Source organism: Chitinophaga horti (genome assembly GCF_022867795.2).
Lineage (GTDB): Bacteria > Bacteroidota > Bacteroidia > Chitinophagales > Chitinophagaceae > Chitinophaga > Chitinophaga horti.
In genome coordinates this window covers 2,215,002-2,238,626 of record NZ_CP107006.1, presented here as the reverse complement: position 1 = coordinate 2,238,626, position 23,625 = coordinate 2,215,002, and the positions used below count along the sequence as shown (strand labels likewise).

Below are 23,625 nucleotides of genomic sequence, written 5' to 3'. Positions count from 1 at the left end.
TTAGTAAAACACAATTTTAACTGCCATGAAAAATATGACAAATAGCACAAATAACGTCACAAATATTTCCAATATGTTATCGTCACTAAATCGTTGATCGCTCATAATCATTTCTTTTATTGATTACTTAGCGCAGCTGCCCGCTGGCGGGTTTGTTTGAGCCCTTCAAAGTAACGGCTCATCGCCTCCACACTGTTCTCCCAGGTATGTGACAGCGCGAAACTTCTTCTTTCCGCCGCCTTTGCCGGGTCGGCCGGCGTATTGAGGATGCTTTCGATCGCCGATACATACGCTGCCGCATCTTTACACAACCAGGTGTATGGCCGGAACATTTCCATAGCGGCGGTGGCAGTTGCTACGACAGGTTTGCCCATGGCCAGGTACTCATCTACCTTGCGGGGATAGTTACCAATGGTCATATCATTCAATACCTGCGGGTTGATGCACACATCGAAATGCGCGATGTAGGCCGGTAATTCCTTCACTGACTTGTTACCGGTAAAGACCACATTCTGCATACCGTGCAGGGCGCTGGCCTTGAAACCTTCATCTTCCGGCCCAACCAGCACAATATTCCAGTCCCGGCGCTGCTGTGCGATATGTTCGATGATCGCAATATCCAGGCGGGACGTGAGCAAGGCACCTACATACCCGACTACCGGCCCTTTCAAACCAGCCATCTCCGCCGGTTTGTCGGGGAAATTGTCTGGCACAAATATATCAAACTCACAGCCCTGGCCAATGTCGTAGGAGCGGGGATTGTACTGAGCGGCAACATCCCGCAGGTAAGCGGAATTGGCCACTACCATGTCGGACTTGGCCATCAGCAATGGCTCCAGGCGTTTGCCCTGCTTCGCGAAATAAGGCTGGCTGGTGAGATTGTCGCGTATATAATAGATGGTGCTGCTGATGTTATTCAGCATTTCAGGCAGATAAAATCCCCTGAAGAAGTCGTTATCGTTAAAGAGGATCACGTTACTGAACCCCATTTCTTTCGTGGCTTTATTAATTTCCGTCGCGATACGGCGGTTGTTGATGCGGTTGAACCAATCGAAGAATGCACTGCCCGGCACCCAGTTCATGGATTCGAGCAGGGTGATCGGGTTCAACGTCCATAACTGCGGTGCTATCTGCTGAATGGCGGGCGTAATACCTTTCAGACTTTGGATACGATTGTGTATATCCGGCTCATGTTTCAGGCGGATAGCCGAAATCCTGTCCAGCGCGCGGTTTACGTACAACACGCGGTTGTGTTTAGCCAGCTCCCAGGCAATGTTTTTACAGTTACTGCCGATGCTGATATCCCAGGATTGCAGTCCAACAACGATTATATCCCTTCCTGTTATCATCTTGCTTTCAGTTTAAGTAAAAACCTTTGTTGAAATAACTGGTACGCTTCAGGATAAAACTGGAACATGTACCGGAAACAGTTGATAATGCTCGCATTAAACCGCTTATGCAGAATAGCCGACGTCACCAGGAAGCAAAGGAAATAAGACGTCATCGTACCGATAGCCGCACCGGGAATGCCGAACTGACGGGCAAAAACACTACAGATACCGATGTTTACTATTGCTGTAACCGTCATCACCAGGAAGTTGACTTTAGGCGCACCGGTAGAGTCCATGATAGTACCGAACTGCTTAATGAACGGCAGGAACAAGCCGTATGCCATGGTCAGCTGCAACAGTTGCGCGGCTTCTACATATTTATCACCACCAACGACCAGCAGCACAAATTTCGGGAACAGGAAGATAAACAGGCTGCCCGGAATACAGATCGCCATCACCACCCCAACTGCCTTTTCATAATAAAACTTTACCTTGTTAAGGTCGCCCGACTTCATCACCTCCGCACTTTTTGGAAAGAGGATGTCGCCCAACACCTGCGAAGGCACGTCCACCAGGTTAGAGATACGTACACAAACGCCATATAACGCCACAATGCCTGTACCATGCAACGACGACACAATAAACTGGTCGGTGTTGCGGAATACAGACGCACTCAGGTTCGTACCAAAAACATACTTACCAAAATGCCACATGGTAGATAACCACTTGCTGCTGTAACGAAACTGCTTCAACAGGAACCTACGCGCAAAGAAGTAAGAGATGATCGTTCCCAGCACGATGCCCGCATTATAGTAAATAATGAGCGACAGCAACGTCACATGTTTATGGATCAGGTAATCTGCCACAATCAGCACAAACGAAGTACCCTGGCGGATCATGTAAGCCCAAAACACGCCCTTAAAGTCGGCGTTGGCGTTCTGCACCCATTCAAAGTGAGAGAAGGGGATCAGTAACAATAATCCGGGTAAAAAGATATAAATCACCTGTGTGAGCGCAGGCGCGTTCAGGTAAATGCTTAATGGCAATATAAAAGCGGCAAGTAATGCGGCCATTGCTACGGTAATGGCTATATTCAGACAGAGCGCCGCGGAATTTACATACACGTGTTCCGACTTCTCACTGCTGTTCAGGTATTTGATCACCGCGTTCTTAATAAGAGAACTGCGAATGGTTTCTATGTAACCTATGAATATCAGGAACAGGCTCCACACACCCATATCTGCCGGATCGGTAGAGCGGGTGAGGAGCATAACGGTACCGAAACCGAACAGCACGACTGTCAGTTTCTGGAGGCCGCTATACACGCCTGATTTCAACCAATATGCATACTTTTTTTCACTCATGACGGTTAACTTAAACAGGTTGTTGTTTGGGCGTAACGGTTACCGGCTTACTTTCCTTCGGCTTCTCCAGGCTATACAGCCACCAGGCGCCCACAGAAACAGCCACGTTGTAAACAATGATCGGTATGATGAGCGCCAACACCAGGCAAATGGCCAGCATCAGCGGCACATAGGTGATGCCGGCCTTCACCAGTATTACGCGGGTAGCCGAAGCCACCAATACGTGCGATACATAAATATACAGGGAATGGAACCCTATCCAGCGTAGCCACTGCATCACGTTAAACTTTTGCAGGATAAACGCCAGGTTGGCCATAAACGCACAGCCGGAAACGGCGATCAATACAAATATTACCGGCTGAAAAGCTTCCACGTATTCATAGTCGCCCATCGCCAGGTTCTTTTCCAGGAAGTAGTACTGTCCGATGATAAAGACAGGTAGCAGTATCGCGAATGTCTTCCAGGAAGCGTACTTCGCGTACATTTCCTTATTCAGCAACTTGTCGGAGATAAGATCGCCCAGCGCGAAGAACACGTAATAATGCAGCAGATCATATCCAAATCCAAGATCGATCTTGTTTACCGATAACCAGCTCGATACACCGAATGCAACCGCACCGAGTACAAGCTGGTGCCACACCTGGAACTTAAACTTTTCGCGGGTAATGATGTATAGCACTGATACGTTGAATAACGCGTACAGATACCAGAACTGGTCGATCCTCCGTGGGAACACAAAGATGTACCAGTAGTCGTTAAGCGTACGGTCGGCATTTACGTAGTTGGAAAGCAGCAATTGCAGGGTAACCTGCAGCAGCGACCACACCAGGTAAGGCCAGAAGAGGGTGTTGAACTTAGTACTGATCAGTGTTTGCACACTTCTTTTACTAAGACTTTTGCCGATGAAAATACCCGAAAGGATAAAGAACAGCGGCATCCTGAAGCTATAAAATATAATATTGGCATGCTCGAGATAAGCAAACTTCTGGTCGGAGAGCCCCGCCCGCGAAATACCTTCATAAATATGACGATATAACACAAGGATGATCGCTATCCCCCGGGCGTAATCAACCCAGGGAAGCCGGCTTTGGTTCACAACCTCGTAGTTAAACAACTTAATTTTCATGGTTGCCGTTGTGTTGGGGGAAACTTACAGATCGATGTTGCCCGGCTCAACGTTGTTCAAAACGGCGCCGGTGTATTTCTCTTTTAAATCTTTCAGGAATGCAAGCGATTCTTTATCGGTTTGTTTCACGCTGGACCTTGCTGATACAACAGAAATAACGGAGTCTGCGTAACGCACCAGCTCGCGGCTATCCGCGCGGCCATTCAGCGCAGGCCCTTCGATAAAAATATAGTCGTACCCGGTAGAAAGCAGTTGTGCATAACGCAACAGGTTGTTTTCGCCCAACACCTCGGTAGGCGTGTAGTCGCCACCTTTACAACCGATAATGTCAACGTTCGGGATATCGGTCTGGCTAACGGAAGCGCTCATTTTCTGGAAGCTCACGTTGTTATCCTGAGCGGTAAAATCCTCGAGTGTTGGCTGCGCCTCGAAGCTTTGTGTGAGCGTATTGTTCGGGAAGTTGGCATCGATCAATAAGACTTTCTTGTGGCTCAGGCTGAGAGACTTCGCCAGGGCTTTAATCACCGTGGTTTTACCTTCGCCTTTACGTGCGCTGGTTACCAGGTAAATTTTATGGCCGCTTTGTTCGATCACGTAACGGATCTTACGCAGCTGCTCCCTGAACTCGGCGCCGGTCTTTTTCTTTTTATCAGCTTCTGCCTCGAAAGCTTCTGCTACGGAAGGCTTCTTACCGCCCAGGCGGCTGATCACACCGATCATTTTCAGGTCCATGGTCCTCAGGTACTGCGAAGGTGTTTTGATAGACACGTCCACATACTCCATAAAGATGATCGCGATACAGCAGAACACGAACATGGTCATACCCGCAAAACCGAGGATGATCACACGTTTGGAAGGCTCCGGCTCAACCGCAGGCTGGCCGAATAACGTCTGACGGAAGTCGTCCATCGGAGCCACCTTGTTATTCAGCGCCGCATCGTAGCGGGATTTGACGTTTTCATATTCGGCCTGGGCCAGCTCTACCTGTTTCTGCATGGCCAGGTTGTCGGCATTACGTTGCGCTGCGAAGTTTACGCTGGAGTTCAGTGAACCGATGCGGGAATTGTAAGAAGCGATGTTCTGTTCCGCACTTTTGATCTGTACTTCCAGGTCAGATTTCTTCTGCAGTAAGCTGGCTTTGGTTTCTACACCGGGTGAGCCTATGGCGCCGCCGCTATTACTGTTGATGGCATTCAGTTTCACCTGGGCCTCTTTTGCCAGTTTCTGGTAACGGGCATACAATTCAGGATCGTTAGAACCTTTATTTACATATTCTGCCAGTACCTGGTCGCGTTGCGCTTTCACCCTTACGTACTCCAGGTTCGCGCTGGAGCTGGAACCGGTAGTAGTCGTGGTGTTCGTACGCTCCATTTCGCGCAGGCGGCCTTCAATTTCATCGAGGCTGTTGCGCGCCATGTTCAACAGGTTACGCTCATCGGCCAGGCGGGTTTCGAACGTAGACACCTGCGTCAGTTTGCTGGTGCTTTCTACAGATACGTCTACGCCACCACGCACCCTCAGGATGGCCAGGTTCGAGTCCAGTTCAGCTCTCTTCTGGTCAACCAGGGTTTTTAAGGTGGAGATAGACTGTACGTTCTGCTGAGAGCGGGAAGACTCGTGGTTCCTCAAAAACTCCTGACAGATCTGGTTTACCACAAATGCAGAAAGTTCCGGGTTACCCGAGTTGAACTCAATATTTACAAAGTCCGTACGCTGCACCCTGTCAACATACAGGAGCTTACGGATGTTCTCAAGATCGTATTTGTATAATTTGATCAGCTCCAGGTATTTGCGCTCCTCGTTATCGAAAGAGCTCAGCAGCTTCTCCTTATTATAATGATCGTGAAGTGCGGCCAGCATTTTATTGCGGTCGATCTTCAATCCACGTTCGGTTTCCTTGTCTTCACTGGAAAGTGTTCTGTAAGGTTTTGGATTTTCGAGGTCGTGGATCATCAGCTGATAGGAAATCATGCCGATAACTTTGGGGGAGCGGAAAGATTCAACCACGTTGTTGAACTTCACATCAATCTCATAAATGTTAAAGCCCGCATCCTGCAGTTTCACCTGGCTGGAAGCGGTCGTGAAGCCTGTCGCCATTTGGGCATAGGAGCGATACAGCTTTTTCTCATTCATGGTTAACAGAAACGCGAGGACTACAGCTAAGATCGTACTGCCTATAATCAGCCATTTCCGGCGAAGCAGCGACTTAAATAAATAAATAAGATCCATATTGACGGATTCTTTAAAGTATAAAAGATTCTAATTTGATAACACTGAAAAAATCCGGTTGCGAGAACCGGATTTTTTCAGTGCCGGAATATTGTTTATTGTTTGAGCAATTTCACTGATTTCACCGGTTGACCGTCCGCAATAATCTGCAAGATATACATTCCTACCGGAATCTGGCGGTCTGCTGCAACTTTCAGCACATGGCTGCCTGCTGCCAGTTCACCAACATCCCTGCGGGATACTACACCACCTTTCAGATCATAGAGGATCCAGCTTACACGGGATGGTTTACCTGTTCTTGTTACGTTCAGGTATACTTCCTGTTTAAACGGATTCGGGAACACTTTGTCGACAGTCAGTCCGTCTTGCTGTACTTCTATCAGCTTGTTGCTGTAGTCGCTCACACCACCTGAAGTTCTCGCTACTGAAACGGTGTTCAGGCTATTTGTATTGTTGGTGTTGTTGCTAAGTTCTGCATTCGGGAATGCCTGGATGACCATGGCGTTCAGGTAACCGAACTGGATTGCGCTGTAGATCGAGATTACGATCTCACCATTTTCATTAGGCGTGATCTTCTCAAGAGAAACAACGTTGTTGCTGTTCTTATCTGCTTTCAGCGAAACAGTTTGACCATTGATATTGTATACGGTGGTCCTGTTATCGTCTACAGTTGCACGGCTACCGAAGAAGGTGAAGCTGTAAGCGAATGTCTGGTTCAGGCCTGTTACACGGATCTTAGCGGTATCGCCTGCGTCTGTGTAGTAAGATTCCTGGATCACTTTATCAGGATAAACACCGGTGTTGTTACCAGTTACCGCACCTGCACCGTTTGTACCAGTGAACGCATCGAAGATGGTCCAGTTGATACCGCTCGGAATACCCTGGTCGTCGATCATGTTGGTCAACGTCTGGTTCTCATAAGGCAGGGTAGCAGTGTTATTCCATGGGAACGCACCGTTAGAAGATACGCTTACGTTTACGTGAACACCGAAGGCCATTGTACCGGCGGTTGCCAGGTTGCTGTACTCAGAGAAGGTAGAAGCATTCACTCTAGCCCTCACTTTGTAGTAGTACTGGGTACCGGATGTCAGGTTTACGTCGGTGTAAGTAGTCGCGTTGGCAGCAGTAGTGGTCACCAGTGAATAAGTGCCATTCTGCGTTGTTGCACGATAGATTTCGAAGCCAGTCTCTGTGCTGGTTTTATCCTGCCATGCCAGGTCGATGGAAGTGCGTGTTTTACCATCTGCTGTCAGGGCACCAGGTGCTAAAGGCAGACCGTTATCATCGTAGTATTGGATAACCAGGGCACCCATGTAAGCAAACAGGGAGCTTGGTCCTTTCTTAATGGTGTAAACGATGTTACCGTTTGCATCAGGGCTCAGACCGTTGATCTGAACAGTATTGCGGCTGTTGCTGGAAGCGTTCAGTGATACAGATTGTGCACCTACGGAGTAAACAGTGGTACGATCGTCTGTAGTGTTTTCACGGCTACCGAAGAAGATCAGGTTGTACTTCCTGGTAGAAGACAGACCAGAAATCGTGATACGCTTAGCAGTCGTGGTTTCTTCGTAGTAGAAGGAACGCATTACAGCATCTGGGTACACACCGGAGTTGTTACCAGTATTCACACCAACGTTGTTCGCTGCAGTCAGCGCATCCGTCAGTGTTACTTTGATACCGGAAGCAGCACCGGTTTCGTCAATCGCATTGTTTACAGATACACCTGCATTTGGAACTGCGTTGAAGTTGTTCCATGGAGCAGTTGCCTGAACGGCACCATCGTTGAAGTTGATGTAAACAGCAGTCAGTGATTTATCTCTCACGCTGATGTTGAAAGTATCGGAAGAAGAACCGCCATGGTCGTCGGCTGCGTTGATCACGATATTGTTGTAAGTACCAGCCTGGCCAGCGTTAGCATTGATCACCAGGTTAGCAGTACCGTTGCCGGTGTTTACCAGTGATGCAAAAGCAGGCAGGTTGTCAGATGACAGGGTGATAACATCACCAGCATCATCAGAGGCAACAACCGGGATAATATAAGTAGTGTCAGATTTCAGTGACTGGTTTGCAATAGCCGTGATCTGCGGATTTTTGTTCGCAACGGTTACGCTTACGCTGTCAGAGAATGCTGAGTTACCATTACCATTGATCGCACGCACAGCATAGAACCAGGTTTGGTTAGCAGCTACCGTTCCATCAGTGTAAGTGGTGGCGTTAGCAGCAGCTACCGGGCTCAGCAGGCTGTAAGTACCTTCTTTGGTCGCTGATCTGAACACTTCATAAGCAGTTTCGTTGAACGCTGCGTCGGTCCAGGTCAGTTTAGCACCGTTTGGTGTATTCTCTACTACCACGTTGCGAGGTGCTGCCGGAGCATTACCGTCGTCGTAAGAAGCATTTACCACCATAGCGCCGATGTAACCATACTGGCCAGCGGTGTTACCCATGTTGATAGATACCTCACCGTTCGCGTCAGCAGAGATGTTGTTGATCGATACCGTATTCGAGGAGTTGTTGCTCGCTACCAGTGTTACAGTAGTACCGTTGATCGAGTAAGCAGTAGTACGGGTATCAGCAATACCGCCACGGCTACCGAAGAAGGTAAAGTTGTATTTGTAGTTAGCTTCCAAACCAGTCAGTTTAAAGGTTTGGGTAGCATTCTGTGTCCAGAAACCAGAGCTGATCACCACGTCAGGGTACACACCACTGTTGTTATAGGTAGTAGAACCGAGGGTAGTAGTGTTATCACCGCCGTTAACCGCCTGCCAGTTGCTCACGATAGTCAGCGCAACACCAGTTGTATTGCCAGCAGCGTCTTTAATGCCTGGGTAGCTATCACCGCTCACGGCCATCCTGTTCAGGTTGTTCCATGGAGCAGCTGCCATTGCAGCACCCGGACGGGTAAAGTTGAAGTAGAACTGTTTGTTCGGGTTAACGTCGGTTACGTTGATATTGAATGTTTTGCTGTCAATACCACCTTTACCGTCGTTTACTGTCAGCGTTACCGCGTAAGTACCCGCGTCGGAGTAAGTCGGGTTCAGCACGATCTGCGCAGTACCCATGTTAGACGTCAGGCTTGCGAATGCAGGCAGACCAATAGCACTCCATTGAATATCGTCACCTGCGTTCGCATCAGTAGCAGTCACGTCAATCTGCGCTGTACCTTTCTCAGCCAGTGTTACATTGCTGATAGCAGTCATAACAGGAGAGAAGTTGTCGTTTACGGTCAGCTTGAACGATTTGGATGCCACGCCGCCGTTAACGTCGGTTGCAGTGATCGCGATGTCGTTATAAGTACCGAGGGTGGCAATGGTTGGGCTGAAATTCAGTGTACCAGTACCGTCGCCGTTATCTGTAAAGGTAGCGAACGAAGGCAGGTTAGTGGTAGTCAGCGTCAGGCCGTCGGCATCCGCATCGGTAGCGTTGATGTTGATCGTCAGCGGGGTTGCATAGTGCAGTGTGCGGTCAGGCAGCTCCGTGTTCAGCACTGGCAGGGTGTTCAGCGTTTTAGCGTTTGCTTCGTTGCTGAAACCGGATGTACCGCCAATGTTCTTCGCATTTACTTTATAGTAGTAAGTGGTGCGTGGGAATACTGCTGTATCGCTGTAGGTAGTAGTGTTAGAATCTACCGCCGCCAGCAGGGTGAAGGTGCTGTTGTCGTTTACGGAACGGTATACATTGTAACCAGTTTCGCCAGGAACGTCAGCCCATGTTAAGCCAATTGATTTACCGCTGGTACCGTTAGCCACCAGGGAAGTTGGTGCTACTGGTGCGCCAGGCATAGCGAAGGTGGTCGCTTTCAGGTTCGGGTTTTCGAACGCTGCAGCTGGGATCGCACGTTTGCTGAGGCCTGTTGTTGCGTAAGACGCAGACAGGGCACGGCTACCTGTGTTCTGGAAGTAGGTCACGTAAATTGGATACCTGCCTACAGCCAGTGTTTTAGTACCGCTTCTTTCTACAGTGCTGCTGCGTACACCGTCGTTTCTCACCACGAGGCCAGCGCTATCCAGCGTACCGATATACAGGTTGCTACCGTCATTGGAGCTGGTATAGAAAGTATAAGTACCTGCAGTAGTAATATTGATAGCACCCGCGAAACGGATACCCAGGTTATTATCTGTGCTGCGGATGTCCTGGTTAACGATGTGTGTGAAACCTGTTTTATTAGGTTTGTATGCATCGAAGTTAGGCATGCTGGTTTGGTTTACCAGGTTGTAGCTCTGGTAGTACAAACCGTAAACATCCATCGGGCTATAGCCGGAACCACCATTGCTGTTGATCGCCTGTACCTGGTAGAAGTAAGTAGTTACCGGGTTTACAGTCGTATCGGTGAAGCTGGTCGCATTAGCAGCGGCTGTACCGATCAGCGCATATGTACCGTAGTTGCTCGTCGCGCGATAAATCTCGAAACCAGTTTCGTCATTACTGTTGTCTGCCCAAGTAAGACCGATCTTATTATAAGTAAGCGCGGTAGCTTTAACGGTAGACGGTGCAGCAGGAACATCAGCCAGCGGAGTCTCGTACTGCTTGTAGTAAGCAGCCGGAATTTCCTGCCTGCTGCTAACACCATGAGCGGTATTTTTCCAATACACTCTCATGCTGTGGCTGCCGGTAGTTTCGAAGTAAGTGATCGTGATAGGATAAGAACCTCTCTGGAGGTAGATAGTGCCTTCACGGTACTGAGCACTGTGTACGCCATCGTTGTCCACGAGGGCAGCAGCGTTCGGATTGTATGTACCGATGTACAATTTGCTACCCGCATCGGACTGTGTCTCGAAGGTGTAGTTACCTGTAACCGGGATATAGATATAACCTTCCCAAAGGAATGCAAAGTTGTCTTCCTGGGTCCTTACACCAATATCAGTTGTGGCGGTGCGACCCATTTTTACCGGGGTGAGGTTATTAAAGTTAGGCAGAGACGTCCAGCTACCGGTGTAGTACTTGTAGTTCAGGCCGGAAGACAGTGGGTAAGTGCTTACCTGGTTGCTCGCGATAGACAGGTTACCGCTTACGTCTTTCGACTTCAGGATAAATGTATACAGCAGATCTTTAGACAGGCCATTTACCGTGAAGGTAGTAGCGGTGCTATCGATAATGTAAGACTTAACGCCGTTCACGTACAGCTCATATTTCGAAACTGCTACGTCATCTGTAGAAGCCGTCCAGGACAGGCTTACAGAGCTGTTGGTTGTCGCAGTGATCGTGAGGTTGCCCGGAACGGTAGGAGGATTGTTATCCGCAAAAGTAGTTACAGCGGCTTCATTGCTTACTGCAGATGCTGCGAAGCTGTTTACTGCGCGTACTATATAATAATACTTAGTGTTTGCGTTCAGGTTATTATCCTGGTAAGAGGTAGCATTGGCAGCTGTGAGTGCGATAAACGCGTAGCCGCTACCTGCAGAAGTAGAGCGATAAATCTCATAACCGGTTTCATTATACGTAGCTGCAGGATTATCGTTCCAGCTCAGCGCAACTGCTGTTTTAGACAGCGGGTTACCTGCCAGCGCAGCAGCCGGAAGCGGTTTGTTGGCACCGTTCGCGTTCACTACTTTGAATGACTCGGTAAATTCGCTGGAACAGCCGTATTGTTCTTTCACCCGCACGTGGTAATCACCCGCGCTGGTTGCATTATAAGTAGCCGCTGTACCCAGGGTTACGTTATCAGTTGTTTTTTTCCAGAGATAAGTTTCATAATTGGCAGGAACAGCCAATGTTACACCGGTTTTGCCGTCCGGAGAAGGTATTGCCACGCTGCTCAGTGCAGGTGTTACGGAAATAGTCGGAGGAACGGTTGGGGCTTTGATCTTTATTACTACCGGGTTGGGAGAATACTCAGACCATTCGGTGCCTCTTCTGATCCTGGCGGAATATGTTCCGATAGAAGTAACTACCAGGGTGTTACCTGTAGCGTTAGCAATAACGTTGCCGTCTTTACGCCATTCGTATGCGGTGAAACCTGGTGTTAAACCCAGGGTTACGTTGATTGGATCACCGGGACAGAATTCTGTTCTGCCCGTTAAAGGCCAGGGGTTAGCCTTATGCGCCCTGTTGATGAACGGCCAGTAGTCCGGCTCTGCCCATGCTTTATCCCAGCAGGAGTGACCCAGCGTTGGATAGATAGTAAGTTTTACGTTACCACCTGCATTGTTGATAGAGTTATAGAGTGCCTGTGCCTGGTCCTGGGTAGGATTATTATCTACACCACCCTGAAAATGCCAGATTGGCGTGTATTTATAGTTGTTGATACCGCTGGAGTAAGATTGAGAAGCCGCGCTGATTGGCTGCGCACTGGCAACCAGTCGCGGATAAGCGAGCAGAAACTCCCAAACGCCGCTACCGCCGGCTGAAAGGCCGTCGATAGAAATACGGTTGATATCCACCTTGTTATTAGGCACCATGAAGTTGTTGATGATCGCATTGATCGCATTGAAGTGTCCCTGGCCAAAATAACCATCCGTGTTTTGCGGATATAGCAGGAAGCCGTCAAACGTACCATTGTCTACCATCTCGGCATGTTTCTTACCGCCATGATACAACTGGTATTCATTGTCAAACTTGGTACCTCTCTCTCCTAAACCATGAAAGAAAATAATTACGGGGTATTTCTTACCATCGGCAACACCGTGCTGGTAAGACTTGGGGAATTTTAAGCGGAACTGGATACCGTTGAAAATATAACACTTGTAGGAGGAAGTGTTCCAGTTAGAAATTCTGTTCGTCTTCACCCATTTGCCTATCTGGTTATAGGCCGGCTCCGTTGGGGGACTGGCAGGATTGTAAACTACGATGGGGTCGTTCGGATCCAGCACGCCTTGCGCGTTAACCAGCTGAACGAAGGCCAGCATTAAAATTACAAGTAGGTGGTAGAATTTTTTCATATAAATGATAATTGAAAAACCTGGTAAAGTGTAAAACTTATAGACATTCTCCAGCTGCTATTTACGGTATAGGCAATAAACAGTCATAAGATCTTTACACAGATCATTCATGGGATGTGGTCGAAATAATAAAGGTTACCAAAGGGTTGGTGGCCAAAAAAGATAACCGTTGCGGTCTTTGCGGAGGAATGGTAAAATAAGCAGCAATCAGGTCTTTGCAATGATGCGTAGGCTGTGCTCGATTCGGTTCTATTCAATTCCTTGTATCAGTATTGAAATACAGATTATGGAATTTCGTGCAAGGTATAAAGAAAAATAATATCTCTAAAAAAAAGTTTGCAAAAAGTTAAAAAATGGCAGTGAATAGCATCTTTTGCGGTATGACCGCCATTTTTTAACCGGTGTATGAATATCCTTAAGTTTCTATTTAAAACTTCCTTTAATTTAATAAGCTGCTGATAACTGTTGCTTTACGCTGTTAGCAGCCCACGAAATACTTGCTGTTCTTTCCTGTAACCTTCTTCACCGCCATCAGGAACAGCACGCTCAACGTAAAGGTGATCGCAAAGTTGATCGTCCAGCTCAAAATGTTTCCAGGCCACTCGCGGCCGAACAGGAAGATGTAGCCGCCACGCATCGCCAATACAAAGAAGTAATGAACGAAGAACAGCCCGAAACTCAGGTTAGCCAGCAGGTTTAGCAGCGGCTTCGGCATTTTGGCATCCCAGCGCCACAGCCAGTAAATGAACAAACCGGTGAGCGACAGCTTCTGCACGAAGTTCAGCTCACTGTAGTACTTTGTAAACAGGGGATAAGGCGTACACAACATCACCGTCAGCGCCAGCGACACCACTGTGATCGGGATGTAATATTTCTTCGCAAATTCGAGGTACTCCTTTTTGAAGTGACTCATGAACATACCGAACACGTATACAGAAGTAAAGTGTGCGAGCATGGTGAACGTATAAGACAGGGGCGGTCGTTTGATGATGAACGACAGTGCGAACAACGGTACCAGCACCCAGTAAAGCTTCGGATTTCTGTCTATATAAAGTAATACCGGCGCCAGCAGGTACATCAGGGTAATCATCGGGATGAACCAGTATGGCTGCAGGTGGCCACCATGTAACAAATACTCGGCAACCTGCTTCCAGGCGGGCCAGGTACCGAAATCGGGATGATCTTCCAGGGTAAAGCCGGGTATGTCCTGTTGCACCACGCGATAAATGATGAGCGGAGCCGAAAGTACCAGGTACGGGACATGCACGTTCTGGAACTTTTTGATGAGGTAATCTTTGTATTCAAACTTGCCTGACAGATGTTGAAACAGGTAGCCCGCGATAAAGAGAAACAAGATGGTACTGTTCTGGAAAAAGGCATCCAGTACATACCGCATCGTTGAGCCCTCCGGCCAGTCCACCAAAATGTGCGCCGCCACTACGTAAAAAATGGCAATGCCTCTGAAATAATGAATGTAATTCAGAAACTCCTTCTTGGGTTTCTGAGGCGCCGCCGTTTCCGTCGGTGTAGCTGTCGCGCCCGGGCTTAACACATTGCTCATTGCTTAATGTTTATAACAAAAATGAAAATCGTCGCTTTTAATTAAAACGCACCGGTCAATCTCCTCGTCGGGGTGCAGATCTGTGATCGGAACAAAACCGGTCTTCCAGCCCTGCGACTCCAGCCTGTCTTTAAAATCCTCTCCGTAAAACCGGATGTGTCCGGGATCGCCGAATACGATGGCACGCTGCTCGGGCGTTGTAATGCTATCGTCCTCATGAGTAACGGCCATGCCAGCACGTAAAGGCACCTGTAACAGTGCTACGCCGCCCGGCTTCAATACCCGGTGCAGTTCCTTCATGGCCTGCAGGTCCTCTTTCACATATTCGAGTACGTGCGAACAAATGATTACATCGTAGGTATTGTCCGGTATTTCTTTCATATCCACAATATCCAGGTAAATGGTATCCTGCGGATAGGTACTTTCGAACATTTGGGCAAATTTGTCTGCCGGCGTATAGTCGAGCCCTTTAATCTTCTTAAAACGGTTATAGAACATCGCCTCCGGGGCTACGTGCAGCAGCTTTTTGCCTGGTGCCACGAACTCCGGATGGCGATCGAGGTACATCCACAACATGCGGTCGCGTTCGTTAGAGCGGCAACGCGGACATTGAACCTTACGCTGGTCAGAGCCTGCGGGCAGAAAGGTGGTGTAACTGCCCTCACAAACCGGGCAATACACGGCATTTCCCTTATAATAAACGCCGCGTAACTTCAGGTATACCGGCAAGGCAGTTTTCTTTAAGAACGCTTTTAGTTTCGGATGCATTTCGCTCGTTTTTACAGTTGTGGCAATACGGTACAGACTCCTTGTGCATTAGCTCTTAACAGCCACCAGCCTGCGGGACTTCTCCCAGGCGGCAGCCTGTCTCTTAGTAATAAACCTGAAAAATCCCTGGAACACCGCAATGTTCATGAACAGGAAATAAAAGGGGATATAAAATGGTTTGCTCTTAATGTTACGATTAGCGAGGAAGTAGCCCGTAATTGCCGCTCCGTAAAAGCAAAGCTGCAGGGCCAGCACTAGTTGCCAGAGCCAAACCTGTGGCTCCGTCCATACCAGCAGCAGGTTGCTGACGAACAGTATGGGCAGGCTGAGCGGACTTAATGTCCAGCGCAGCACACGATGGCTGATGTACTGGAAGGAGAGGAGGGGATAACGGAATATGTTCAGCAGGGCCTTTAACTTCACGATCGACTGGAAGCCGCCGGCGCTGATACGCACTTTTCGTTTATGCTCCTCAGTTATTGAGGCGGATGGCGACTCCATGGCGAAAGCATCGGGGGCATAAGCAATACGAAAACCTTTCTGGCAGATGCGCAGGGAGATGATAAAGTCATCCAGTACCACCTCGGGTTCTACCTGTTCATATAATTCCGTTCTAACGGAAAACAACTCCCCAGCCGCGCCCACAACGGAATACAGCTCGGCATCCCACTTCTTCAGGAGCGATTCGTATTTCCAGTACACGCCTTCCGTGGATGCGGCGTTTGCATCGCCGGAGGCTACTACTTTCTTTTCACCGGCCACGCCGCCCGTTTGTGCGTCGGCGTAATGCTTCACGATGTTGCGGATGGCTTCTTTATTTAATAAGGTGTTAGCATCACAGAAAATAACGTAGGGGGTGGTAACATGTGCCATCGCCCGGTTAATCGCTGCCGTTTTGCCGCGGCGGGCGTTCTCATGCAATAACTGCACCCGGGGGTACTCTTTAATGATATCCGGCGTACGGTCAGACGAACCGTCGGTGATATATATAATATGAAGCTTGTCGGCCGGGTAATCCAGCTCCAGCGTATTGGTAACCTTTTCGCGAATAAAGTCTTCTTCATTATAAGCGGCCACGAGCAGGGTTACGGGCGGCTCCATAAACGTATCGGCCGGAGTATCTCTCCGGTACCAGCGCTTAATTTTTACCAGGACCAGCAGCAGTAATCCGTAACCTACATAATTGTAAAACAGGATTATAAAGCTGGCAAAAAATATTAATTTCAGTATCATATCGGCTGATTGCGGGGCTAATTACAGTGCCAAATTATAAAAGAATTTAAATAAGGTGGGTGATAATTGGAACGTCTACACGGAATTTGGGGTCATTCACTCTGCAAAAATTGACGCTTACGAGGAAAATTTAACCATTTACCAATTCTCTTATATTATGAATTTACAGTTATTATAATTTTGCGTTCAGTTAAACAGGCACGACTACGCGTAGAAGTACGTAATTTTAGAAAGAAGCAAGTTCTTTTTGTTAATTCGGTTAACAACATTTGTAAAGTTCAAGTTTTGTTAATATTTTTACGCAGTCAATTAAAATAAATATATCCTTTCTGACCATCTTCCTTTGAATTTCCTGGAACGCAATGTTCCACTAATAATTTAACCCCCTGGAGGAACCTAATAAAAAAACTGGCTTTTACTAAGTTTTGCGGTAAAGGCGCCGGGAATTGATCCTGGCCTTATCCTGGAAAAATCGGATTTGGATTATCCGTTGTAGTTGCTTTTGTGTAATCGAAAAAAGAGTACCGGCAACCTTCGTTTTATCCCCTTTCGAAACAAGTAGTTTTTAATTAGGAAAAAAGAAGAAGATGAAAAAGACAATACTGATTATTGATGATAGCGCGCCGATCCGCTTTTTGCTGGAGTCCATACTGGGCAAGCAGTACAGGGTTTTCTCGGCACCGGATGGATTAACGGCGATGATGTGGCTTTCAAAAGGAAACAGGCCTGATTTGATTATCACAGATATTCAAATGCCAAATATAGATGGATGGGAACTGGTGAGATATCTGAATGGAAATGTGTTGTACGATGATATCCCTGTTATTGTCCTCACAGGTTCGGACACAAAGGAAACAATGGGGCACGATCTGGAGTATAAAATCTCCGACTTCCTGCGCAAACCATTCGATCCGATCAAGTTGCTCGAATCTGTCAATAAACATATACATGCGCCGGCCGATGTAGTAATAGCGTAAGCCGCGAACGGTAATATGTAATTGTTTAATTGTAAAACCCCTGTTTGTTTATGCTTTATAACGTACCATTACACCTACAAGACCAGAAGAGGAAACCGCTGGCGACAATGATTTCCCTTCCGTCTGACAGCCTGATGAGGTTTGCGCTGTTTATCGGCGACAGCTCTTTTCAGAAACATTTCTTCCCCCGTCAGGAGGAAGAGACCGTGATTGCCACTACGGCGGTGAATGCAAGGAAAGTGTTGAAGGATAAGTTACAGAATAGCATCACCCCGGCATACATTATTTGCCACCTGCAGCAATCAGCACCTGAACTCCAGGGCCTGTTGCAGTTCCTGCAACAGAACAAGCATTTCCGTAAGATACCTTTCTTCCTGTATACAGAAGGTTTGTCTGCAGGCGAGAAACAACAATACGCGCGCCTGGGCGGCATCGATGATATCATCACACCTGCTACCACGGCTGCGGACTTCAACATGAAGCTGCAATTCGCCCGGAAGTTCAGGCAACTGAGCACCAAGGCCGACCATGCGAAAAAAGGGAACCATCCCTGGTATGAAGGAAAAGATGTTAACTATTTATTGAAACGCCTTGTAGACATCACTGCCGCCGGTACAGCGTTAATGGCGCTCAGCCCGGTACTTGCTGTCATAGCCGTTGCCATCAAATTAGAATCAAAAGGCCCCATCTTTTATATTTCCAAAAGGGCCGGCAGTCGCTACAAGGTGTTCAAATTTTATAAATTCCGTACCATGTGTGCGGATGCCGATAAAAAGGTACAGGAACTGAGCCACCTGAACCAGTACGACACAGCCGAAACAGAAAAAGGTCCGGTGTTCTTTAAACTGAGCAACGACCCACGCGTAACTAAACTCGGCGCCTTCCTGCGTAACACCAGCCTCGACGAATTGCCGCAGCTGCTGAACGTAATTAAGGGAGATATGTCGCTGGTTGGTAACAGGCCTTTACCTCTGTACGAAGCGGCTACCCTTACGACTGATCAGTATGCCGGTCGTTTCAATGCCCCGGCTGGTCTTACCGGCCTGTGGCAGATCAAGAAAAGAGGACAAAAAGAGATGAGCGTAAATGAGCGTATAGGTTTGGATATAGACTATGCCGAAAAATACTCTTTCATGTATGATATGTGGATCATGGCACAAACGCCGAAAGCCCTCATTCAGAAAGACAACGTTTAAGATAACCCGATATTATTAATTTCGAATACACCGAATACACAACACAAGGAATACTACCATGAAACTACGTTCAGAACCGTTAGTGTCGCTGATCACATTGAACTACAACCAAACGGGCATCACCTGCGAGTTCCTGGAGTCAACTAAACACCTGACTTACAAGAACTTTGAGACCATCGTTGTAGACAATGCCTCGAAAGAAGACCCAACGGCGCAGATCGAAGCGGGCAACTATCCCAATGTAAAGGTCCTGCTCAGCAAAGAAAATCTCGGTTTTACCGGCGGTAACAACTTTGGTATGAAACATGCCAAAGGCGACTTCGTGTTCATCGTGAACAACGACACCGAGGTAACCCCCGACTTGCTGGAGCGCCTGCTGGCCCCTTTCGAAAGCGATCCTACTATTGGCGTTACCTGCCCAAAGATCCGTTACTTCTCTCACCCTAATGTTATCCAGTATGCTGGCTTTAACCCGATGAACCTGTTTACAGGCAGGCAGTCGGCAGTAGGCAGCAACGAGGAAGACCAGGGACAGTACAACATTTCCGGTCCAACAAACTGCGCACACGGTGCAGCCATGCTGGTAAAAAGGGAAGTGCTGGAAAAAGTAGGTATGTTTGCTGATAAGTTCTTTATATATTACGAAGAATCTGACTGGTCGGCCAGGATCATCCGCGCCGGCTATAAAATATTATATGTGGCTGACGGGCTTATTTATCATAAAGAGTCTATCACCATGGGTAAGGAAAGTGCGATCAAAGCGTACTACCACACCCGCAACAGGATATTATACATGCGCCGGAACACCAATCCGCTGCAATTGATATCCTTCACGCTGTTCTTCTCTGCGTTTACTTTCCCGAAATCGGTGCTGAAGTACACAGTAAGAGGCCAGTTCAAACATTTAAAGTCATTCCTGAGAGGTACTTTCTGGAACGTGACAAACTCAAGTTATTCACCTGTTTCGTAAAATTGAATTGATATGATTACATCTTTAGTTACCGGAGGTGCCGGATTTATTGGATCTCACGTGGTAAAACATTGTTTGGCGGCTGGTCATAAAGTAGTAGTACTGGACGACCTGAGCGGTGGTTTTGAAGATCACATCCCCGAAGGCGCAATCTTCGTTCAGGGTTCTGTTGTAGACGATCAGCTGGTTACCAGCCTGTTCGCCGAATACAAATTCACTTACGTATATCACCTGGCGGCTTATGCAGCAGAAGGTCTGTCGCACTTCATCCGCAGGTTCAACTACAATAACAACCTCATTGGCAGCATCAACCTGATCAACGAGTCTATCAAACATAAAGTAAAATGTTTCGTGTTCACCTCTTCTATCGCGGTATATGGCGCAGGCCAGCTGCCAATGCGTGAAGATATGGTGCCCCAGCCGGAAGATCCATATGGTGTATCTAAATACGCGGTAGAATTGGACCTGAAAGCTGCCCACGAAATGTTCGGCCTGAACTACGTGGTATTCCGTCCGCACAACGTATACGGTGAAAACCAGAACATTGGCGATAAGTACCGTAACGTAATCGGCATTTTCATGAACCAGATCATGCAGGGCCAGCAGCTCACCATTTTCGGTGACGGCGAACAAACTCGTGCCTTCTCTTACATTGATGACGTAGCTATTCCGATCGCGAAGTCTGTTGACATCCCGGCTTCTTACAACCAGGTGTTCAACATCGGTGCGGATAAACCTTACACCGTAAACGAACTGGCGAAAGTGGTAAGCGGTTACTTTGGTGTTGAGCCGAACATCAAATACCTGGCTGCCCGTAACGAAGTGGTGCACGCTTATTCCGACCACGCTAAAGCACACGGCGTATTCGGCGAAGGCAGTGGTGTAACCCTGGCTGAAGGTATTGCCAAGATGGCTGCCTGGGCTAAAGTGGTAGGCGCCCGCAAGAGCAAAGAGTTTGAAAACATTGAGATTTACGAAAAACTGCCACAGGGCTGGGAGCGTAAAGCGCCGCAGACCGAAGCAGTGCCTGCATAATGGCTACAAGTAAAAAAATAAAAGTTTTACAGACCATCCGTCAGGGTTTGGTAGGCGGGGGAGAAACGCACGTACTGGGGCTTACAGAGCAACTGGACAAATCACGTTTCGAACCGGTTGTACTATCCTTCACGGATGGTCCCATGATTACCCGGCTGAACGAAATGGGCATCAAAAATTATGTGATCCCATCGCTTAAAGCTTTTGACATCCGCCAGTGGCAACGGGTGAAGGCCCTGCTTAAAAAAGAGCAGATCGACCTCGTACATGCCCACGGATCAAGAGCGGCCAGTAATCTGCTGATTCCTACCAAGGCATTAGGTCTACCCATCGTTTATACTATTCACGGCTGGTCATTTCACGATGATCAGCCATTCGTGCAGAAGAAGGTGCGTGTCATGTCCGAGCGGTTTATCACTAACAGGGTAAATCATAATATCTCGGTATCGGCATCTAACCAAAGCACCGGTGTTACGCACTTCGGTAAGTTCAGCTCTACGGTGATCAACAATGGTATCGATCCGATTAAGTTCAATCCTGAAGGCATCTACCCGGATATCCGCCAGGAGCTGGGCATTCCGGCGCACCATACGTTGATCAGCTACATCGCACGTATTACCATTCAGAAAGATCCGCTTACGATGATCCGCGGCTTTGCCGGCGCATTAAAGGAAGCAAAGGATATGACGCTGCTCGTAGTAGGAGATGGGGAACTGAAAGACGAAATGATGGACGCCGCCAGGGAACTGGGTATCATGGATAATATCGTGTACCAGCCTTTCAGGGCCGACGTACCGGCCATCCTGCATGCCAGCGATATCTATTGCCTGCCGTCTCTTTGGGAAGGCCTGCCGATCGGACTGCTGGAAGCGATGGCCATGGGTAAGGCGGTTATCGCCACTAACGTGGACGGCTCCAGGGAAATTGTAAAACATCTCGAAAATGGCTGGCTGATGGAACCGCGTAACGCGGAGCTGCTCTCCAACGCCATCGTGAAATTGCACACAGAAAAGTTCTTCCGCGCGATGCTGCAAAAGAACGCTGTAAAAACGATCCTCGATCGCTACAGCATTTACAGCATGACGCGAAAAATTGAAGCCCTGTACGAACAGGTGCTCAATGCCCCAAAATAACCGGCTACTATCATGAATACACTCTTACAAATATTGAATGATGTGTTTATCGGGATACAGGTAATACTGGCATTCTTTGTACTGCTGCCTACCGTACTCCTGGTCATATACGGCATCAAAAAGCTGTTCGGCTGGAGTAATTCACCGCTTAAAAAGGCGGCGGATAATCCCAACCCGAAACAATACAGCTTTGGTGCGATCATCTGCGCACATACCGATCTTACGCTGGTACCACCATTGATCGATTCGCTGCTGAAACAACGCTACAGCCACTTTCGTATTTATGCGGTAGCTGACGCCTGTACACCCGAGTCAGTCGCCCACCTGCGCACGCTGTTCAACGATCCAAGGATTTCTGTTCTCGCGCCGGAACAGGCTTTCAACAATAAAACCAAGTCTATCGACCTGGCTATCGAAAGCTTTACCGAAAAGCATGACGCGTTCATCATTTTTGATTCCGATAACCTGGTGCACCCCGACTACCTGTCTGTGGTTAACCAGTACTTCAACAAAGGATACAAAGTGGTGCAAACGAACATGCTGCCGAAAAATACAGACACCCTGTACGCCCGTATGGACGCTTCCGGTAACCTGTATTGTAACTTCATCGACCGCCTCATGCGTATGGAACTCGGTTTGTCATCGCACATCTGGGGGCTCGGCATTGTGATGGACGTAGAGCTGTACAAAACGATCCTGTACCAGAACTTCCCCGGCACCTTCAGCAAATTGGGTGGCTTCGATAAAAAGATGCAGGCCGATATCGTAAATAATGTTGATGTGCTGGCATACGCGACAGAAGCAATCGTTTATGATGAGAAGATCGAGGACGGTGCCGCTTTGCAGAAACAGCGTACCCGCTGGATCAACGCCTACTTCACGTCTATGGAGTATGCAGTGAAAGTGTTGCTAAACGGTTTGTCGAGATTCAACTTCAATAATACTTTCTTCGGCATTAACCTGTTTCGTCCGCCTTTATTTATGATGATGGGTGCGGCCGGACTGTTTATGATCGCTAACCTCTTTATCAGCCTGCCATGGGCGATATTCTGGTTCGCGGCGATCTTTACCTTCGTTGTTACCTTCTTCTCGATCGTAGTAGTGATGAGTAAAGACAGCGCCATCTTTAAGGCGATGTTCCACCTGCCGTTCTTCGTGCTGCGCCAGGTAAAGGCTTTCCTGAAAGTAACGGATGCCAACAAAGACTTCCTGCGTACCAACAATACCAAAGTGGTGTACATAGAAGAAGTGCTCAACAAGTAGGCTTGCCTTGATAAAAATAGAAAACATGTAAAGGGAAAGATCATCGTATCTTTCCCTTTGCTATTATAGCCAGATCGCCATTAAAAAGCAAAGAAGTACTTCTCCTGCTGCTCCGTACAGAACGACACCAGTTTATCGGAGCCTACTTCGAACAGGAAGTACATGATGACCGTATTACCGCTGGCAATGCCGTAGATCTCGTTTACAGCAGGCAGCGGAAAGGCCGCACAGCCTCTCATTTCGCGGATGGCAGCATAAGGCAGCACCGTGATCCTGGAAGTGTGATACGCCCGTAAAAAGGGGCCGGTCTCTTCCCTTACGAATTCCACTCGTTTGCAGAAACACTGGCTGCAATCCGGTTTACATTCATAAGCCATATAACGACCAAGGGCAGATGGCGTGTCCGGGCTGATGAAAAGGTCCTGTACAAAAGATCGGATAACGGCGGCGCGTTTCTTGTCTAAAGCATTAACGGCGCTCGTTGCGGGCATAGAGGGCATTACTCGTTGTGCTGAGGCTTGCGTAGCTAACATCGTATGTAATCTTTAAGCAAATAGATAAATG

15 protein-coding genes are annotated in these 23,625 nt (G+C 48.0%); 6 read left to right on the top strand and 9 right to left on the bottom strand.

The window, feature by feature from the left end; all coding sequences use genetic code 11:
• Window positions 1-116 precede the first annotated feature (116 nt).
• The 8 genes from MKQ68_RS09050 to MKQ68_RS09015 form a co-directional block, all read right to left on the bottom strand.
• Entirely contained in the window at window positions 117-1,349 is a 1,233-nt protein-coding gene (locus MKQ68_RS09050) for a glycosyltransferase (RefSeq protein WP_264283012.1), read from the bottom strand.
• A complete protein-coding gene (locus MKQ68_RS09045; RefSeq protein ID WP_264283011.1) occupies window positions 1,346-2,695 on the bottom strand; it encodes a flippase in 1,350 nt (449 codons plus the stop codon). Before MKQ68_RS09045 ends, MKQ68_RS09050 begins: the two co-directional genes overlap by 4 nt.
• 10 nt (window positions 2,696-2,705) lie before the next feature.
• Window positions 2,706-3,821 (bottom strand): acyltransferase family protein, encoded by a 1,116-nt coding sequence (locus tag MKQ68_RS09040; RefSeq protein ID WP_264283010.1) that lies wholly within the window; start codon window positions 3,819-3,821, stop codon window positions 2,706-2,708.
• Window positions 3,822-3,845: 24 nt separating this feature from the next.
• Window positions 3,846-6,050 carry an exopolysaccharide transport family protein gene (locus MKQ68_RS09035; protein ID WP_264283009.1) on the bottom strand — a complete coding sequence of 735 codons (2,205 nt, stop codon included), beginning with the start codon at window positions 6,048-6,050 and terminating at the stop codon, window positions 3,846-3,848.
• 95 nt (window positions 6,051-6,145) lie between these two features.
• Window positions 6,146-12,925, bottom strand: coding sequence for a fibronectin type III domain-containing protein (locus tag MKQ68_RS09030; RefSeq protein ID WP_264283008.1), 6,780 nt, complete (start codon window positions 12,923-12,925; stop codon window positions 6,146-6,148).
• 478 nt (window positions 12,926-13,403) lie between these two features.
• Window positions 13,404-14,486, bottom strand: a complete 1,083-nt coding sequence (locus MKQ68_RS09025; RefSeq protein WP_264283007.1) for an acyltransferase family protein — start codon at window positions 14,484-14,486, stop codon at window positions 13,404-13,406.
• Between the two features lie 3 nt (window positions 14,487-14,489).
• Entirely contained in the window at window positions 14,490-15,254 is a 765-nt protein-coding gene (locus MKQ68_RS09020; RefSeq protein WP_264283006.1) for a class I SAM-dependent methyltransferase, read from the bottom strand.
• 48 nt (window positions 15,255-15,302) lie between these two features.
• Window positions 15,303-16,487 (bottom strand): glycosyltransferase family 2 protein, encoded by a 1,185-nt coding sequence (locus MKQ68_RS09015; protein ID WP_264283005.1) that lies wholly within the window; start codon window positions 16,485-16,487, stop codon window positions 15,303-15,305.
• A 587-nt stretch (window positions 16,488-17,074) separates the two neighbouring features.
• Between MKQ68_RS09015 and MKQ68_RS09010 the strand changes: the two genes are divergently transcribed.
• Genes MKQ68_RS09010 through MKQ68_RS08985 form a run of 6 tightly spaced genes read left to right on the top strand, consistent with a single transcriptional unit; the run spans window position 17,075 to window position 23,061 of the window.
• Window positions 17,075-17,464, top strand: a complete 390-nt coding sequence (locus tag MKQ68_RS09010) for a response regulator (protein ID WP_244843879.1) — start codon at window positions 17,075-17,077, stop codon at window positions 17,462-17,464.
• 50 nt (window positions 17,465-17,514) lie between these two features.
• Window positions 17,515-18,660: a sugar transferase gene (locus MKQ68_RS09005; RefSeq protein WP_264283004.1), complete on the top strand. Its 1,146-nt coding sequence runs from the start codon at window positions 17,515-17,517 to the stop codon at window positions 18,658-18,660.
• A 58-nt stretch (window positions 18,661-18,718) separates the two neighbouring features.
• Window positions 18,719-19,630, top strand: coding sequence for a glycosyltransferase family 2 protein (locus MKQ68_RS09000; RefSeq protein WP_264283003.1), 912 nt, complete (start codon window positions 18,719-18,721; stop codon window positions 19,628-19,630).
• 12 nt (window positions 19,631-19,642) lie between these two features.
• The gene (locus MKQ68_RS08995) at window positions 19,643-20,665 is read left to right on the top strand and encodes an NAD-dependent epimerase/dehydratase family protein (RefSeq protein ID WP_244843886.1); all 1,023 of its coding nucleotides are present in this window, start codon (window positions 19,643-19,645) and stop codon (window positions 20,663-20,665) included.
• Window positions 20,665-21,798, top strand: coding sequence for a glycosyltransferase family 4 protein (locus tag MKQ68_RS08990; protein WP_264283002.1), 1,134 nt, complete (start codon window positions 20,665-20,667; stop codon window positions 21,796-21,798). The genes MKQ68_RS08995 and MKQ68_RS08990 overlap by 1 nt, the downstream gene beginning before the upstream one ends.
• 12 nt (window positions 21,799-21,810) lie before the next feature.
• A complete protein-coding gene (locus MKQ68_RS08985; protein WP_264283001.1) occupies window positions 21,811-23,061 on the top strand; it encodes a glycosyltransferase family 2 protein in 1,251 nt (416 codons plus the stop codon).
• Window positions 23,062-23,141: 80 nt separating this feature from the next.
• Here MKQ68_RS08985 and MKQ68_RS08980 read toward each other — a convergent pair whose 3' ends face one another.
• Window positions 23,142-23,594, bottom strand: a complete 453-nt coding sequence (locus tag MKQ68_RS08980; protein ID WP_264283000.1) for a hypothetical protein — start codon at window positions 23,592-23,594, stop codon at window positions 23,142-23,144.
• Window positions 23,595-23,625: the final 31 nt, after the last annotated feature.

What these genes read in the sequence shown, in the direction of transcription:
- MKQ68_RS09050 (WP_264283012.1), bottom strand. Translation starts at nt 1,349, where the DNA reads ATGATAACAGGAAGGGATATAATCGTTGTTGGACTGCAATCCTGGGAT.
- MKQ68_RS09045 (WP_264283011.1), bottom strand. Translation starts at nt 2,695, where the DNA reads ATGAGTGAAAAAAAGTATGCATATTGGTTGAAATCAGGCGTGTATAGC.
- MKQ68_RS09040 (WP_264283010.1), bottom strand. Translation starts at nt 3,821, where the DNA reads ATGAAAATTAAGTTGTTTAACTACGAGGTTGTGAACCAAAGCCGGCTT.
- MKQ68_RS09035 (WP_264283009.1), bottom strand. Translation starts at nt 6,050, where the DNA reads ATGGATCTTATTTATTTATTTAAGTCGCTGCTTCGCCGGAAATGGCTG.
- MKQ68_RS09030 (WP_264283008.1), bottom strand. Translation starts at nt 12,925, where the DNA reads ATGAAAAAATTCTACCACCTACTTGTAATTTTAATGCTGGCCTTCGTT.
- MKQ68_RS09025 (WP_264283007.1), bottom strand. Translation starts at nt 14,486, where the DNA reads ATGAGCAATGTGTTAAGCCCGGGCGCGACAGCTACACCGACGGAAACG.
- MKQ68_RS09020 (WP_264283006.1), bottom strand. Translation starts at nt 15,254, where the DNA reads ATGCATCCGAAACTAAAAGCGTTCTTAAAGAAAACTGCCTTGCCGGTA.
- MKQ68_RS09015 (WP_264283005.1), bottom strand. Translation starts at nt 16,487, where the DNA reads ATGATACTGAAATTAATATTTTTTGCCAGCTTTATAATCCTGTTTTAC.
- MKQ68_RS09010 (WP_244843879.1), top strand. Translation starts at nt 17,075, where the DNA reads ATGAAAAAGACAATACTGATTATTGATGATAGCGCGCCGATCCGCTTT.
- MKQ68_RS09005 (WP_264283004.1), top strand. Translation starts at nt 17,515, where the DNA reads ATGCTTTATAACGTACCATTACACCTACAAGACCAGAAGAGGAAACCG.
- MKQ68_RS09000 (WP_264283003.1), top strand. Translation starts at nt 18,719, where the DNA reads ATGAAACTACGTTCAGAACCGTTAGTGTCGCTGATCACATTGAACTAC.
- MKQ68_RS08995 (WP_244843886.1), top strand. Translation starts at nt 19,643, where the DNA reads ATGATTACATCTTTAGTTACCGGAGGTGCCGGATTTATTGGATCTCAC.
- MKQ68_RS08990 (WP_264283002.1), top strand. Translation starts at nt 20,665, where the DNA reads ATGGCTACAAGTAAAAAAATAAAAGTTTTACAGACCATCCGTCAGGGT.
- MKQ68_RS08985 (WP_264283001.1), top strand. Translation starts at nt 21,811, where the DNA reads ATGAATACACTCTTACAAATATTGAATGATGTGTTTATCGGGATACAG.
- MKQ68_RS08980 (WP_264283000.1), bottom strand. Translation starts at nt 23,594, where the DNA reads ATGTTAGCTACGCAAGCCTCAGCACAACGAGTAATGCCCTCTATGCCC.